The organism is Pseudomonas sp. LBUM1652 (assembly GCF_059716105.1).
Map to the genome: position 1 here is coordinate 5,964,572 of NZ_CP166804.1, position 15,154 is coordinate 5,979,725.

The window sequence follows — 15,154 nt, forward strand, 5'->3', positions numbered from 1 at the left end:
CTGATTCATCGCCATTCATCCCCCGGCGGGTTTATGAGCTCAGGCTGAGGCAAGCGGCGATCCCGCAAAGTCATCGGCAACTTCAGGACACACGGCCATTTCTGAGTGTTCCAGACGTCAATAGAAGCTCACTCCCCTTTGATACCTGATTAGCCGCCCGGAGTGCTCCATGCCAGATTACCGCTCGAAAACATCCACCCACGGCCGCAACATGGCCGGCGCCCGCGCACTGTGGCGTGCCACCGGGATGAAAGATGACGACTTCAAAAAGCCGATCATCGCCATTGCCAACTCCTTCACCCAGTTCGTGCCGGGCCACGTCCACCTGAAAGACCTGGGCCAGCTGGTTGCTCGCGAAATCGAGCGCGCCGGTGGCGTTGCAAAAGAATTCAACACCATCGCCGTGGATGACGGCATCGCCATGGGTCACGACGGCATGCTTTATTCGCTGCCGAGCCGCGAGATCATTGCCGACTCCGTCGAATACATGGTCAACGCCCACTGCGCCGACGCCATCGTCTGCATCTCCAACTGCGACAAGATCACCCCCGGCATGTTGATGGCTGCCTTGCGCCTGAACATTCCGGTGATCTTCGTTTCCGGCGGTCCGATGGAAGCCGGCAAGACCAAACTCGCTTCTCACGGCCTCGACCTCGTCGACGCCATGGTGATCGCCGCCGACTCCAGCGCTTCTGACGAGAAAGTCGCTGAATACGAGCGTAGCGCCTGCCCGACCTGCGGTTCGTGCTCCGGCATGTTCACCGCCAACTCGATGAACTGCCTGACCGAAGCCCTGGGCCTCGCACTGCCGGGCAACGGTTCGACCCTCGCCACCCACAGCGACCGCGAACAACTGTTCCTGCAGGCCGGCCGCACCATCGTCGAGCTGTGCAAGCGTTACTACGGTGAGAACGATGAATCGGTTCTGCCGCGCAACATCGCCAACTTCAAGGCGTTCGAGAACGCAATGATGCTCGACATCGCCATGGGCGGCTCGACCAACACCATCCTGCACTTGCTGGCGGCTGCCCAGGAAGCCGAGATCGATTTCGACCTGCGCGATATCGACCGTCTCTCGCGCAGCGTTCCACAGTTGTGCAAGGTTGCGCCGAACATCCAGAAGTACCACATGGAAGACGTGCACCGCGCTGGGGGTATCTTCAGCATCCTCGGTTCGCTGGCCCGTGGCGGCCTGCTGCACACCGACCTGCCGACCGTGCACAGTCGCAGCATGGAAGAAGCCATCGCCAAGTGGGACATCACCCAGACCACCGATGAAGCGGTGCATCACTTCTTCAAGGCAGGTCCTGGCGGCATCCCGACCCAGACCGCGTTCAGCCAGTCAACTCGCTGGGAAACTCTGGACGATGACCGTGAAAACGGCTGCATCCGCAGTTTCGAACACGCTTACTCGCAAGAAGGTGGCCTGGCCGTGCTGTACGGCAACATTGCCCTGGACGGCTGCGTGGTGAAAACTGCCGGTGTCGACGAGTCGATCCACGTCTTCGAAGGCAACGCGAAGATCTTCGAAAGCCAGGACAGCGCCGTACGCGGCATCCTCGCCGACGAAGTGAAGGCGGGTGACATCGTCATCATTCGCTACGAAGGCCCGAAAGGCGGCCCGGGCATGCAGGAAATGCTTTACCCGACCTCGTACCTGAAATCCAAAGGCCTGGGCAAAGATTGCGCCCTGCTCACCGATGGTCGCTTCTCCGGCGGCACCTCGGGTCTGTCCATCGGCCACGCTTCGCCAGAGGCTGCGGCCGGCGGCGCGATCGGTCTGGTGCAGGACGGCGACAAAGTGCTGATCGACATTCCGAACCGCTCGATCAACCTGTTGGTCAGCGACGAAGAACTGGCTGCACGCCGCGCCGAACAGGACAAGAAGGGCTGGAAACCTGTTGAAGTGCGTCCACGTAAAGTGACCACCGCGCTTAAGGCATACGCCCTGCTGGCGACCAGTGCCGACAAGGGTGCTGTGCGTAACAAGGCGATGCTCGACGGGTTGTAAGTCTTAGCTGCCGAACAAAAAAATGCCCCGCCAAGTGCGGGGCATTTTTTTGCCTGACACGAGCTACTGAACACTGTAAATCCCCTGTGGGAGCGAGCCTGCTCGCGAATGCGGTATGTCAGAAACGAAGATGGTGACTGACACAACGCATTCGCGAGCAGGCTCGCTCCCACATTCGATCTGTGTGGGTTACTGGATTTCTTCAGGCTTGACGATCACCCAGTTCTTGTCCGCCGTCACCGGCAAACCTTCCTTGGCCTGCGCTGCCGCGTGCTTGGCCATCATGCCGTTTAGCTGGGTCATGTATTTGTCCTTGCGGTTGATCCACAAGTGGATGCCGCCCTTGGCCACATCGACATCGTGGAACAGCATGTAGCCGTCACTGGTTGGCGTATCGCCGCCTACCAGAACCGGTTTTTTCCACTCATCGATGTAGGTCAGAATCGCCGCGTGCTTGCCGGCCATCCAGGTCGCCGGGGTCCACAGGTACGGGGTCAATTCGAGGCCGAGGTTGGCCTTCTCGTCATACTTGCCGGCGGTGATCTGCTTGCGCGCGGTGGTCAGTTCGCCAGTCTTCGGATCCTTGAGCAGCAGCGACACACCGATGACGTTCTGCGGTTTGACGTTATAGCCGTACTTCGGATCGGCCGCGACCATGCGCACCAGTTCTTCGGAGGCGGCGGTCATCACGTAGACCTCGATGCCGTTCTCCATCAACTTGTTGTAGAGCTCTTGCTGACCGGTGAAGATCTTCGGCGGATTGACGTCGAGCTTCTTGACCACATCGCCTTCGTAATACGTCGCCGGCACCGGCGTGCCCGAGGCCATCAGTTCATCGACATAGCCTTTGAGTTCCTTGAGGGTGAAGCCGGAGAACACCTGCGCCACCCACGGGTAGCAGACCATATCGTCGACTTCGCACAGACGATAGTAGTAACTGAACAGGCTTTCCTTGTGGTCGGCGGTGTCCTTGAACGGCATCAGTTTCAGGGAAGGATCGAGTTTTTCGCGGGTGATCAGGCCCTTGTTTTCCATGAACGGCAGCAAGGATTCTTCAAGGTCGTAGCGGTAACTGGTGTTGTCCATGTCGAACACCGCGTAGTTACCCTTGTTGGCGTTGGCGGCGATCATCGCATCCAGTGCCTTGGCCTGATCGGCCGGCCAGTGTTTGAGGTCAGTGGCGAAAGCCTGACCGGCCAGGCCCAAACCTACCGTCAGTGCGACAGCCAGAAATTTCGGTGCGAATTTCATCGATGCTTTCTCCCTGAGCTAAAGACATCGACGCTAACAAATAAGTGTGACAGCCCTCGTCTGTCAGCGACTGTCCACGTCCCCATCGCGCCAGATGCATTGCCGAGAGCGACATCCGCTTATTCCAAAAGCGACTATCACCATACGTTTTTGGTATTAATTCATTGGAAATCAAACTGTTAGGCTTGCCGGTTCGCAGCAGCCCCGGAAGGCTGCTGGCAAAGTCTTTCCTGGAGATCTCATGAATCTACCGCTGATTCTCAACCTGCTGGTGTTCCTCGCCCTGCTCTTCGGTCTGGCGCAAACCCGCCACACCTCGTGGAGCCTGGCGAAAAAAGTCCTGCTCGCGCTGGTGTTGGGCGTAGCGTTCGGCGTGGCTCTGCACACCATTTACGGTGCCGGCAACCCGGTGCTGAAAGCCTCGATCGGCTGGTTCGATCTGGTCGGCAACGGTTACGTGCAGTTGCTGCAAATGATCGTCATCCCGTTGGTGTTCGCCTCGATCCTCAGCGCCGTGGCGCGTCTGCACAACGCTTCGTCGCTGGGCAAGATCAGCTTCCTGACCATCGGCACGCTGCTGTTCACCACGGCGATTGCGGCGCTGATAGGCATCGGCCTGACCAACCTGTTCGGCCTCACCGCCGAAGGTCTGGTCGCCGGCACTCAGGAAATGGCCCGTCTGCAAACCATTCAGAACGACTACGCCGGCAAGGTCGCCGACCTGAATGTGCCGCAACTGTTGCTGTCGTTCATCCCGCAGAACCCGTTCGCCGATCTGGCGCGGGCCAAGCCGACCTCAATCATCAGCGTGGTGATCTTCGCCGCGTTCCTGGGGGTTGCCGCGCTGCAACTGCTCAAGGATGACGTCGAGAAAGGTCAGAAAGTGATCAACGCCATCGACACCCTGCAAGCCTGGGTGATGCGTCTGGTGCGCCTGGTGATGAAGCTGACCCCGTATGGCGTGCTGGCGCTGATGACCAAAGTGGTCGCCGGATCCAACCTGCAAGACATCATCAAGCTCGGCAGTTTCGTGGTGGTGTCGTACCTCGGTCTGGGCCTGATGTTTGTTGTACACGGCTTGCTGGTGTCGGCGGCCGGGATCAACCCGCTGCGTTTCTTCCGCAAGATCTGGCCGGTGCTGACGTTTGCGTTCACCAGTCGTTCCAGCGCCGCGAGCATTCCGCTGAGCATTGAAGCGCAGACGCGTCGTCTGGGTATTCCACAATCGGTGGCCAGTTTCGCGGCTTCGTTCGGTGCGACCATCGGTCAGAACGGTTGCGCGGGTCTGTACCCGGCGATGTTGGCGGTGATGGTGGCGCCGACCGTGGGCATCAACCCGCTGGATCCGCTGTGGATCGCGACGCTGGTGGCGATTGTCACGCTGAGTTCGGCCGGTGTGGCGGGCGTGGGTGGCGGTGCGACGTTTGCCGCGCTGATCGTGCTGCCGGCGATGGGCTTGCCGGTTTCACTGGTGGCGTTGCTGATTTCGGTCGAGCCGCTGATCGACATGGGTCGCACGGCGTTGAACGTGAGTGGTTCGATTACCGCAGGTGCGATTACCAGCCAGGTGATGCAGCAGACCGATAAAGAGTTGCTGGATGCGGATGAGCATGCGGAGTTGGCGCAGGCTTAAGTAGCGCCTGAAAGACCGCTTTCGCGAGCAGGCTCGCTCCCACATTGGATCTGTGATCGACACAAATCCTCTGTGGGAGCGAGCCTGCTCCGGGCGGCGTTCCGACGAAGCTCTTAAGCTTTTTCCCAGACTTCGAAGTTGTACGCCGGTTTGTCGCCTTCAGCCGGATTCAGCACATTCGACACCAGTGTCCACTGGTTCAAATCAAACTCCGGAAACCACGCATCGCCCTCCGGGCTCAGCGCCACACGGGTCAGATACAGACGATCCGCCTGCGCCAGCCCCTGCGCATACAACTGCGCGCCGCCAATCAGCATCAACTCATCGACGCCCTGCTCTTTCGCCCATTCTTCGGCGCGAACCACCGCAGCTTCCAGCGACGGATAAACCTCCGCACCTTCCAGTACCAGGTCTTGCTGACGGCTGACCACGATGTTCAACCGGCCCGGCAGCGGACGACCGAGCGAGTCCCAGGTCTTGCGACCCATGATGATCGGCTTGCCCAAGGTCGTGGCCTTGAAGTATTTGAAGTCCCCCGGCAGGTGCCAGGGCATGCTGTTGTCGACGCCGATCACGCGGTTTTCACCGAGGGCTGCAATCAGGCTGAGGGGGAGTGATTTAGTCATGCCGGCGAGGATACCAGAGCCTCGCTTGACCCGATAAGCGCCACAGCGGTTATGCTCACGGCTCAATTGAGCGACGGGATGCCGCGTGACACAACTGACTCCACTGCAAAACCTCTGGTTAACCGAAACCGTGCGCCTGCGCGAAGAGCACGCAGGCCCCCTGGAAGATCTGGAAGCCAATCGTCTGGCCCGCGCGGCCGGCGGTGATCTGCCGAGCCGGATTCAGCGCCGTGCCCTGTGGCTGGCCGAGCGTGACGGATTGACCAACGCTCTCAAACACTGGCTGCAAGGCGCGCGTCTGGCGCTGGTGCTGCTGATGGTTTTCGCCGTGTTGAGCGGCGCCGGACTGGCCTTCGCCGCGCTCGGGCAAACCCCGGTCAATGTGTTCTGGGCCTTGGGCAGCCTGCTCGGGCTGAATCTGATTCTGCTGCTGAGTTGGGCGCTAGGGCTGATCTTTGCCGGCGAACACGGCGCCACCCTCGGGCGCCTCTGGTTATGGCTCAGCGAAAAACTCGCCCGCGATGCCAAAGCCGCGCAACTGGCGCCGGCCCTGCTGCTGATGCTGCAACGCAAGAAACTCAATCGCTGGGCCCTCGGCGCAATGGTCAACGGCCTGTGGCTGCTGGCGATGCTCAGCGCGTTATTGTTGCTGCTGACCCTGATGGCGACCCGGCGCTACGGCTTCGTCTGGGAAACCACCATTCTCAGCGCCGACACGTTCATCAACATGACCCAGGCCCTCGGCTCGCTGCCGGCGCTGCTCGGTTTCAATGTGCCGACGGTGGAAATGATCCGCGCCAGCGGTGACGGTGCGCTCGATATCGAAAGCGCGCGTCAGGCCTGGGCGACGTGGCTGGTGGGCGTGCTGGTGGTTTACGGCGTGCTGCCGCGCCTGCTGCTGGCGCTGTTGTGCTTCTGGCGCTGGAGCAGTGGCAAATCGGCGCTGCGCCTTGACCTGAACCTGCCCGGCTACGCCCAACTGCGCGAACGCCTGATGCCGACCAGCGAGCGCCTCGGTGTCACCGACGCGGCGCCCGAGCACCTGCACCGCGTCGAAAGCAGCGTCAGCGAACACGCCAGCGACGGCGCATTGCTGGTGGCCATCGAACTCGACGAGCAACGCCCATGGCCGCCCGCGTTGCCGAAAAACGTCAGCAATGCCGGCGTCCTCGACAGCCGCGAATCGCGTAACAAACTGCTCGAACAACTCAGCCGCTTCCCCCCGGCACGGTTGGCGATTGCCTGCGATCCACGGCGCTCGCCGGATCGCGGCAGCCTTGCGCTGATCGCCGAACTGGCGCGCAACGCCAGCGCCACCCGCGTCTGGCTGCTACAGGCGCCACCCGGCGAAGCGCTGGACGCTGAACGCCTCGGTGACTGGCACGTCGCGCTGCAACAACTGGATCTGCCATTCGCCGACTGCGCGCCGTTGAACTGGCTGGAGAACGGTCATGACTGATGCCTTCAAAGCGCCGCTGAAACTCGCGGTGGTGGGCCACACCAACGTCGGCAAAACCTCGCTGCTGCGCACGCTGACTCGCGACGTTGGCTTCGGCGAAGTCTCACATCGGCCGAGCACCACCCGACATGTCGAGGGCGCGCGGTTGTCGGTGGACGGCGAGCCGTTGCTCGACCTCTACGACACGCCGGGGCTGGAAGACGCCATCGCCCTGCTGGATTTTCTCGAACGCCTGGAGCGTCCCGGCGAACGCCTCGATGGCCCGGCGCGATTGGCGCGGTTTCTCGACGGCAGCGAGGCGCGTCAGCGTTTCGAGCAGGAGGCCAAAGTGCTGCGGCAACTGCTCGCGTCCGACGCCGGTCTGTATGTGATCGACGCCCGCGAGCCGGTGCTGGCGAAATATCGTGATGAACTGGAAGTGCTGGCCAGTTGCGGCAAACCGCTGTTGCCGGTGCTGAACTTCGTCAGCAGCGCCAACCACCGTGAGCCGGACTGGCGTGAGGCGTTGGCGCGCTTGGGCCTGCATGCGCTGGTGCGTTTCGACAGCATCGCACCGCCGGAGGATGGCGAGCGGCGACTGTATGAAAGCCTCGCGCTGCTGCTGGAAAATGCCCGGCCGCAACTGGAACGCTTGATTGCTGATCAGCAAGCGCAGCGACTCGCCCGTCAGCAAAGTGCAGCACGGTTGATCGCCGAACTGCTGATCGACTGCGCCGCGTGCCGACGCAGTGTGGTCAGCGAGGCGGAGCAGGAACAGCAAGCCATCAGCGAATTGCGCAAGGCTGTGCGTCAGCGTGAGCAGAAGTGCGTCGAGGCGTTGCTCAAGCTCTATGCGTTTCGCCCGCAGGATGCAGCGGCCAGTGATTTGCCGTTGCTCGACGGGCGCTGGGGCGATGACCTGTTCAACCCGGAAACCTTGAAGCAACTCGGTGTGCGGGTGGGCGGTGGGATCGCTGCCGGTGCGGCTGCCGGGGCTGGCGTCGATTTGCTGGTGGGCGGAATCACCCTCGGTGCTGCCGCGTTGGCGGGTGCGATTGCCGGTGGCGCGCTGCAAACCGCACGCAGTTATGGCAGCCGCTTGCTGGGCAAGATCAAGGGGCAGCGGGAATTGACGGTGGACGATGGGGTGTTGCGGCTGTTGGCGTTGCGGCAGCGGCAGTTGCTGTTGGCGCTCGATCAGCGCGGGCATGCGGCGATGGATGCGGTTCAGGTGGCGACACCGCAGGACAAGACCTGGCGTGAGGGCAAGTTGCCTGAAGCGTTGAGCAAGGCGCGGGCACATCCGCAGTGGTCGTCGCTGAATCCGCATCCGAAGTTGAATCAGGCTGAGCGGCAGGAGCAGATTGAGTCTTTGGCCAAGGATTTGTAGCGGCTGATCTGGCGCTATCGCGAGCAGGCTCACTCCTACAGTGGATCGCGCTCACCTTGTAGGAGTGAGCCTGCTCGCGATAGTCGCACCTCGGTCCAAAGACTCAAGCAGCAAGAAGTCGCACCGCTTTCTCCTTCAACACCCGAAGATCCATCACCGGCACCGCCGTCTCCTTCGCCAACTCATCCCACTGGCGCATCCGCAGACTGACAGCACACAAGGGATCACGCTCGAAAGCATCCGCCTCCGCCTCCGTCATCACCCCGCCCTGATAGTCCAGCGTCCTGCGACTCGCCTCACTCAACCGCTCGAAATACCCCGGTTCCCTGAGCGTCAGATAGCGCTTGGCCTGCACGTGATACTCCACCAACCGCGCCATCCGCTCGCCGAATCCCGCCTCACGCAAATACTCCGCGCCAAGCCGTTCATGGCTGACCACACCATAGCCGCCCATGTTCTCCGCGCCCTCGGCACACAAATGGCCGATGTCGTGGAAGAACGCTGCGAGCACCACTTCATCATCAAACCCTTCAGCCATCGCCAACTGCGCAGCCTGAGACATGTGCTCGACCTGCGACACCGGCTCGCCGATGTAATCGCTGCTGCCAAAGCGTTCATACAGGGCAAACACCCGATCAACGACATGCTCGTGACCTGCCATCAAACCTCCTCCAGCAACTGCGCCACATTGCGCTCGGCCATCGCCGGGCCGACGCTCATGCCGACACCAGTGTGCATCAGCGCCACACTGAGCCCCGGTGCCGGGCGCAAGAATGAAAACGGCCCCGGTCCCCGAGAACCATAGACGCCCTGCCAGCGCTCGACCACTTGCACCTTGCAGCCCAGCGTCTGCTCGACCAGTTCAATCATCCAGTCATCCACTCGCTCGGCGTTGAACGGCGACGGATCACTACCGTAATGGTGCGAGTCACCAATGATCAGTTCGCCGTAGGGTGTCGGGCTGATCAGCAAGTGAATGCCGTTTTCATGCAGGTGCGGTTGTTCACGCAGGATCTGCGCCTGTACTGCCGCCGCCTCTGGCAAATCGGCGAAGGCGCCGTAATGCACGCAACTCAGGCCGGTGAGCAAGGCGTGTTGCAAGTTCAGTTCGACTTGCGGTTTGGCGCGGAGCATTTGCAGGCGGCAGATTTGTGGGTCGAGTGCGGCAATCGGCTCGGCCAGCAGCGTCTGATAATCGTGGCCGGAGCAGACGATGATTTGCTCGGCGGTGAAGATCCCGGCCGTGCTGTGCAGGCGCCCCGGTTCGACATCGCGCACCAGCGTGGAGAAGTGAAACTCGACGCCGAGGTCGCGGTGCAGGTAATCGATCAGCGCCGGAATCGCTTCACGCGAGTACAACTGTTGATCATCCATGCCGTGGAGTGCGGCGCGGTGATGGCTGAACTGGCCGTGGTACAGATCGCGCAATGCGGCGCCGCGCAGCAAGTCCACGTTGTAACCGTGTTCCACGGCGCGGCCGGCGCAGAAGGCCTCAAGCAAGTGCTCTTCGGCTTCGGTTCGGGCGAACAGGTACGAGCCGTTGCGCTTGATTTGCAGGCCGGCGAGTTGCGCCCAGTCACCCCAGATCTCGCGGCTGGCCTTGGCCAGTTCGAGCATCGGGCCGGGTGGCTGGCCAGTGACCAGTGCCTGGCCGAAGTTGCGCACCGAAGCGCCGAGGGGCGTGGCGGTGCGTTCGAAAACCGTAACCTTCAGGCCGCGCTTGGCGGCGGCGTAGGCGTGGGAGAGGCCCAGAATGCCGGCGCCGATGATGAGCAGGTCTTTGTGTTGTGTCATTTAGAGGTGCTCTGAATGAGAGACCGCTTTCGCGAGCAGGCTCGCTCCCACAGGGGATTTTTGGTGCCCACGGACTTTGTGTTCACTGAAGATCCAATGTGGGAGCGAGCCTGCTCGCGAAGGGGCCCTGTCAGTCGATAAAGATCTTACTTGGCGACGACTTTCTCGGACTTGCCGTCATAGCGCTTGCGCCACTCGGTGAGGATCTCGTCGCGGTTCTTCGAGGCCCAGGCAAAGTCGTTCTTGATCAAACGCTGCTCATAATCCGCCGGCAATTCAGTCTGCGGTTTGGCGATGCCTGGTTGGGCGAGAACGGCGAAGTTCTCTTTGTACAGATCCATCGCTTCGGCGCTGGCGGAGAAGTCGGCGAGTTTCTTCGCGGCTTCTTCATGCGGCGTGCCTTTGATCACGGCGGTCGCTTCGATCTCCCAGCCCAGGCCTTCCTTCGGCAGGATGATGTCCAAAGGCGCACCTTGACGCTTCAGCTGTACCGCCGGGTATTCAAAGGAAATGCCGATCGGGAACTCCCCCGCCGCCGCCAGTTTGCAAGGCTTGGAACCGGAGTGAACGTATTGGCCGATGTTCTGGTGCAGGCCGTCCATGTAAGCCCAACCCTGCTTTTCGCCGAAGGTTTGCAACCAGGCGCTGACGTCGAGGAAACCGGTGCCGGAGGACGCCGGGTTCGGCATGACGATCTTGCCTTTGTACTCAGGCTTGGTCAGATCCTGCCAGCTCACCGGTTTGCTCAGACCCTGCTTCTCGGCCTCGACGGTGTTGAAGCAAATGGTTGCGGCCCACACATCCATACCGACCCAGGCTGGCGGGTTGGCGGCGTCGCGGTAGTTCGCGCCGATCTTGCCCAGGTCCTTCGGCGCGTAGCTTTGCAGCATGCCTTGCTGATCGAGGATCGCCAGGCTGGAAGCGGCCAGGCCCCACACGGCGTCAGCTTGCGGGCGGGCCTTTTCGGCCAGCAGTTTGGCGGTGATGATCCCGGTGGAATCGCGCACCCACTTGATCTCGACGTCCGGGTTGGCCTTTTCGAAGGCTTCTTTGTAGGACTTGAGTTGTTCGGCTTCGAGGGCGGTGTACACCGTCAACTCGGTTTTTGCCGCAAAGGCATTCAGGCTGAAAGTAGCGAGCACAGCAGCGGCCAGGGCCATAGGCTTGAACATGATCGTTTTCCTGTCTTTTGAGTTGAAGGGCAGTTGAAGGTGCAAATCAGTGACCGGGCGCGGTTTGCCGCCAGGCCTGGGAACGGCGCAGCAAGCCGCGCGAAGCCCACGCCAGCAGCAAGGACACGCCCGCCGAGGTGAACAGAATCAGGGTCGACATCGCCGCCGCGCCGCCGACGTTGCCGGCGTCATCCATGTTCAGCACCGCCACCGCCGCGAGGATGGTGTCGGGGCTGTAGAGGAAGATCGCCGCCGACACGGTGGTCATCGCCGAGACGAACAGGTAGCGCACGATGTCGAGCAGCGCCGGCAGGCAGATCGGCACGGTCACGCGCAGGTAATGCCGGTACAGCGGCGCCTTGAGCGACAGCGCGGCGGCTTCGAACTCGGCGTCGAGCTGACGCAGCGCGGTGGTCGCGGTCATTTGTGCGGTGGTCAAATAATGCGCAATGGTGCAGACGATCAGCAGCGTCATCGTCCCGTACAGCACGTGCAGCGGGTTGCCGGTCAGGTTGAAAAAGAAGACATAACCCAGACCGAGCACCAGCCCCGGCACCGCCATCGGCACAAAACTGAGCATGCGCAGGGCCAGGTTGAGGCCACGTTGGGTGCGGGTCTTTTCCATCAGATACGCGCCAGTGAAGATCAGCACACTGCCGATCAGCGCCGTGCCCAGCGCCATCTTCAAACTGTTGCTGTAGGCCAACCATCCACCGCCGGCGGTTTCGTTGAACTGGTAGTGGTTAAGCGACAGCGACAGGTTGTACGGCCAGAACTTCACCAACGACGAAAACACCGCCATGCCGAACACCAGCAGCAACGCCGCGCAGATCAGCAGGACGATCACCAGATAACAGCCATCGCGCAGTTTCGACGGTGCCGGTTTGAACACCTGAGCGCGGCCACTCATGGAATCGCCGTGACGTCGGCGCAACCAGGCATCGACGCCGAAGCTGAACAGCGCTGGCAGCAACAGCACCATGCCGATCAACGCGCCGCGACCGAATTGCTGCTGGCCGACCACGGCTTTATAGGCTTCCAGCGCCAGCACCTGATAGTCGCCACCGACCACCACCGGCACACCAAAATCGGTGATGGTCAGGGTGAACACCAGACAGAACGCGGCGAACACAGCCTGCCGGGTTGCCGGCCAAGTGATGCTGCGAAACGCCTTGGCCGGGCTGGCGCCCATGCTCGACGCCGCATCGAACAGCCGCGCATCGGCCAGCGACAGCGCCGAGAGCAAAATCATCAGCGCATGGGGAAAGGTGTAAATCACCTCACCCAGCACAATCCCCCAGAAGCCGTAGATGTTGTCCGAGAGCAACCCACGCAACATGCCCTGATTGCCGAACAGATAAACCAGCGCAATCCCCGGCAGCATCGATGGCGCCATCAGCGGCAGCAGGGAAATCCCGCGCCAGATGCCCTTCGCCGGAATCAATGTGCGTTGCAGGGCGTAGGCAAACAGGTAGGCCAGCGGTACTACGATGGCCGCAACGCTGAGGGAAACTTTCAGGCTGTTGCCGAGCAGCCAGTGGAAATTCTCGCTGGTCACCAGCTCCTTCGCCGCGACCCAGCCACCGCCCTGCCCCGCTTCGCTGCTGAAGCCACGCCAGAAGATCGCCAGCAACGGTAGCAACACCGCGACGCTGAGCAACACCAGCAGCAAGAGTTTGCCGCCGACCACAAAAATCCGGTCGCCGACTTCGGCACGGGAAGTCTGCCGCACCTGCTTGTGCGGTAGCGGCAGCGCGAGGTTGCTGTTCATCAGGCAAACACCTGCAAGCTGCGCGGCGGCAACGCGACCATGATCTGCTGGGCGCCGAGGCGCGGCATGGCTTCCGGCGCCAGTTCGGCGAGTAGCGCATGGCCCGGCAGTTGATCGAGTTCGAAGCTCATGCGGCAGCGATTGCCGAGGAAGGTGATCTCGCGCACCTTGGCCGGGAACAGATTTTCCTCATGCACCAGCGGATTGACGCTGATCGCTTCCGGGCGGCAGAACAGTCGACCCGAGGCGCCGCTGACGCTGCCATCAGCCAGACGCACATCCATCCCGCCAACCCGGGCGTGGCTGTCGCTGCTGCGCTGGAACGGCAGCCAATTGCCCTGACCGACAAACTCGGCCACGAACGGCGTAGCCGGGCGGTTGTAGATTTCCTGCGGGGTGGCGTACTGCTCGACGCGGCCGTTGTTCATCACGGCGATGCGGTCGGCCATCAGCATGGCTTCGTCCTGATTGTGGGTGACCATCAGGGTGGTGATGCCGAGGTTACGTTGCAGTTGACGCAGTTCGGTACACAGATGCTCGCGCACCCGGGCGTCGAGGGCCGACATCGGTTCATCGAGCAACAACAGCGACGGTGCCGGTGCCAGAGCGCGAGCCAGTGCAACCCGCTGCTGTTGGCCGCCGGACAACTGGCCCGGGTACTTTTTCTCACTGCCGGTGAGGCCGACCAGCTCAAGCATCTCACCCACCCGGCGGCGCACTTCATCGCGACCGCTGCCGGCGAGGCCGTAGGCAATGTTCGCTTCGACGGTCAGATTGGGGAACAGCGCGTAGGACTGGAACAGAATCCCGTAGTCCCGGGCTTGCGGGGCGAGGTGCGAGACGTCGCGGGCGCCGAGGTACAACTCGCCGCTGTCCTGCTTTTCCAGCCCGGCGATGCAGCGCAGCAGCGTGGTTTTACCGCAACCCGAGGGGCCGAGCAGACAGACCAGCTCGCCGGCCGCGACGTCGAGGGAGACGTTATCCAGCGCAGTGAACGCGCCAAAGCGCTTCTGCACGCCGCGCACTTTCATCGGCGCACCGGGGTTGGTCAGGGCAGTTGCGATTGCAGGATTCATGGGACAGACCTCATCAAGCAGATGAGGCCAATCCTAGAGTTGTAATGCGTCCGTCATGTGGCAGTGAGGCAAAAACGGCTGATAGTGGTATTCGGGGATTTGGGTTCACCCCCGATCATATGAAAATCCCAGACCGGGTAAGCCCGGCCAACCGCACTCAGCGGCACCTGCACAGGCGCCGCTGAGTGCGTTGATCACTCCGTCGGCACTAACTTATCCAACACCCGATTGACCGCCAGCTCTGCCAGCATCACCACTTGGGCGATGCCTTGCAGGGTTTTGCGGTGCGTGCCTTCAACCATTGCCACATGGTTGTGCAGCAACACGATGGCCGAGCCGAGGGTTTCACTGGCGTCCGCGATCAGGGATTCGGTGTCAGCCTCGGGGTGCGCCATGTACAGCGTGTTGGGTTTGTAAGGTGCGGCCATGATGGCTGCAGTTGGCGGGCCGAGATAGTGGTCGAGGGCGCGCTCGGCGGCTTCGTGGAATTTCTTTGAATCGGGCGATTCGTAGGGGGAGCCCGGGTCGGTGACCGGCGGGTTTGGCGTTGGTTTAATCATCTTCAGGTTCCGAAATTAAGCTGGAACCGCTTCTCTGCTAAAAGAAAGGGTGGCAGCTGAACGCAGGTTAGCAGACCGGGGAACCTAAGGAAGCCGGCGCGCCGAAGCGCCCTGCGCACAGCCGCCATCGAGTGCAGGCACGGAGCCTGACTGATGATGTATGTGCACCCTTAGATTAACCACGGGCTGCTAAACCCGATCACTGGGAATCAGTGATGCGAACCAAGTTACGCAGCCCGCCCAAGGCGCACAAGCCGGCGGATTCTGGTGCATGCGTAGGCAGCGGCGCAAGGATTTGTAGGCTGTCGGGCGTAACACCGAGTGTCTTTAAACACCTGTGCTGGAAAGGGTTTATTGCACTACAGGGATTGTGGATTTGCCTGTCGGATTTTGCTGCGGCGACTGACGCCTTCGCGAGCAGGCTCGCTCCCA

At 61.6% G+C, this 15,154-nt stretch carries 12 protein-coding genes; 4 read left to right on the forward strand and 8 right to left on the reverse strand.

The features are described 5' to 3' along the window. Window positions 1-169: 169 nt before the first annotated feature. Complete coding sequence (ilvD, locus tag ACA069_RS27005; protein WP_187679064.1) at window positions 170-2,011, forward strand: dihydroxy-acid dehydratase; 1,842 nt, start codon at window positions 170-172, stop codon at window positions 2,009-2,011. 189 nt (window positions 2,012-2,200) lie between these two features. On the opposite strand, the gene ACA069_RS27010 is transcribed toward ilvD, so the two are convergent. Continuing rightward, complete coding sequence (locus ACA069_RS27010; RefSeq protein WP_497615542.1) at window positions 2,201-3,262, reverse strand: HAD family hydrolase; 1,062 nt, start codon at window positions 3,260-3,262, stop codon at window positions 2,201-2,203. Between the two features lie 241 nt (window positions 3,263-3,503). Between ACA069_RS27010 and ACA069_RS27015 the strand changes: the two genes are divergently transcribed. Next, window positions 3,504-4,895, forward strand: coding sequence for an L-cystine transporter (locus ACA069_RS27015; protein ID WP_187679066.1), 1,392 nt, complete (start codon window positions 3,504-3,506; stop codon window positions 4,893-4,895). 113 nt (window positions 4,896-5,008) lie between these two features. Here the strand turns inward: ACA069_RS27015 and ACA069_RS27020 are convergent, their stop codons facing one another. Further along, the gene (locus ACA069_RS27020) at window positions 5,009-5,521 is read right to left on the reverse strand and encodes a dihydrofolate reductase (protein WP_497615543.1); all 513 of its coding nucleotides are present in this window, start codon (window positions 5,519-5,521) and stop codon (window positions 5,009-5,011) included. Between the two features lie 85 nt (window positions 5,522-5,606). Between ACA069_RS27020 and ACA069_RS27025 the strand changes: the two genes are divergently transcribed. Beyond that, window positions 5,607-6,980 carry a DUF2868 domain-containing protein gene (locus ACA069_RS27025; RefSeq protein WP_497615544.1) on the forward strand — a complete coding sequence of 458 codons (1,374 nt, stop codon included), beginning with the start codon at window positions 5,607-5,609 and terminating at the stop codon, window positions 6,978-6,980. After that, complete coding sequence (locus tag ACA069_RS27030; RefSeq protein WP_497615545.1) at window positions 6,973-8,349, forward strand: GTPase/DUF3482 domain-containing protein; 1,377 nt, start codon at window positions 6,973-6,975, stop codon at window positions 8,347-8,349. The genes ACA069_RS27025 and ACA069_RS27030 overlap by 8 nt, the downstream gene beginning before the upstream one ends. A gap of 103 nt (window positions 8,350-8,452) precedes the next feature. Here ACA069_RS27030 and ACA069_RS27035 read toward each other — a convergent pair whose 3' ends face one another. From ACA069_RS27035 to ACA069_RS27060, 6 genes are all read right to left on the reverse strand, one after another. Further along, window positions 8,453-9,010 (reverse strand): phosphonate degradation HD-domain oxygenase, encoded by a 558-nt coding sequence (locus ACA069_RS27035; protein ID WP_497615546.1) that lies wholly within the window; start codon window positions 9,008-9,010, stop codon window positions 8,453-8,455. Further along, window positions 9,010-10,143 carry a TIGR03364 family FAD-dependent oxidoreductase gene (locus tag ACA069_RS27040; protein ID WP_497615547.1) on the reverse strand — a complete coding sequence of 378 codons (1,134 nt, stop codon included), beginning with the start codon at window positions 10,141-10,143 and terminating at the stop codon, window positions 9,010-9,012. Before ACA069_RS27040 ends, ACA069_RS27035 begins: the two co-directional genes overlap by 1 nt. Before the next feature lie 146 nt (window positions 10,144-10,289). Beyond that, window positions 10,290-11,315, reverse strand: a complete 1,026-nt coding sequence (locus ACA069_RS27045; RefSeq protein WP_093429804.1) for a putative 2-aminoethylphosphonate ABC transporter substrate-binding protein — start codon at window positions 11,313-11,315, stop codon at window positions 10,290-10,292. A 46-nt stretch (window positions 11,316-11,361) separates the two neighbouring features. Further along, window positions 11,362-13,086 (reverse strand): putative 2-aminoethylphosphonate ABC transporter permease subunit, encoded by a 1,725-nt coding sequence (locus ACA069_RS27050; protein WP_497615548.1) that lies wholly within the window; start codon window positions 13,084-13,086, stop codon window positions 11,362-11,364. After that, window positions 13,086-14,162, reverse strand: coding sequence for a putative 2-aminoethylphosphonate ABC transporter ATP-binding protein (locus ACA069_RS27055; RefSeq protein WP_401270348.1), 1,077 nt, complete (start codon window positions 14,160-14,162; stop codon window positions 13,086-13,088). Before ACA069_RS27055 ends, ACA069_RS27050 begins: the two co-directional genes overlap by 1 nt. A gap of 194 nt (window positions 14,163-14,356) precedes the next feature. Next, a complete protein-coding gene (locus ACA069_RS27060) occupies window positions 14,357-14,722 on the reverse strand; it encodes a DUF6124 family protein (protein ID WP_187679075.1) in 366 nt (121 codons plus the stop codon). Between the last annotated feature and the right edge of the window lie 432 nt (window positions 14,723-15,154).

Bases quoted from the DNA above. Each gene is read 5' to 3' on its own strand.
- ilvD (WP_187679064.1), top strand. From the start codon at position 170: ATGCCAGATTACCGCTCGAAAACATCCACCCACGGCCGCAACATGGCC.
- ACA069_RS27010 (WP_497615542.1), bottom strand. From the start codon at position 3,262: ATGAAATTCGCACCGAAATTTCTGGCTGTCGCACTGACGGTAGGTTTG.
- ACA069_RS27015 (WP_187679066.1), top strand. From the start codon at position 3,504: ATGAATCTACCGCTGATTCTCAACCTGCTGGTGTTCCTCGCCCTGCTC.
- ACA069_RS27020 (WP_497615543.1), bottom strand. From the start codon at position 5,521: ATGACTAAATCACTCCCCCTCAGCCTGATTGCAGCCCTCGGTGAAAAC.
- ACA069_RS27030 (WP_497615545.1), top strand. From the start codon at position 6,973: ATGACTGATGCCTTCAAAGCGCCGCTGAAACTCGCGGTGGTGGGCCAC.
- ACA069_RS27035 (WP_497615546.1), bottom strand. From the start codon at position 9,010: ATGGCAGGTCACGAGCATGTCGTTGATCGGGTGTTTGCCCTGTATGAA.
- ACA069_RS27040 (WP_497615547.1), bottom strand. From the start codon at position 10,143: ATGACACAACACAAAGACCTGCTCATCATCGGCGCCGGCATTCTGGGC.
- ACA069_RS27045 (WP_093429804.1), bottom strand. From the start codon at position 11,315: ATGTTCAAGCCTATGGCCCTGGCCGCTGCTGTGCTCGCTACTTTCAGC.
- ACA069_RS27050 (WP_497615548.1), bottom strand. From the start codon at position 13,086: ATGAACAGCAACCTCGCGCTGCCGCTACCGCACAAGCAGGTGCGGCAG.
- ACA069_RS27055 (WP_401270348.1), bottom strand. From the start codon at position 14,162: ATGAATCCTGCAATCGCAACTGCCCTGACCAACCCCGGTGCGCCGATG.
- ACA069_RS27060 (WP_187679075.1), bottom strand. From the start codon at position 14,722: ATGATTAAACCAACGCCAAACCCGCCGGTCACCGACCCGGGCTCCCCC.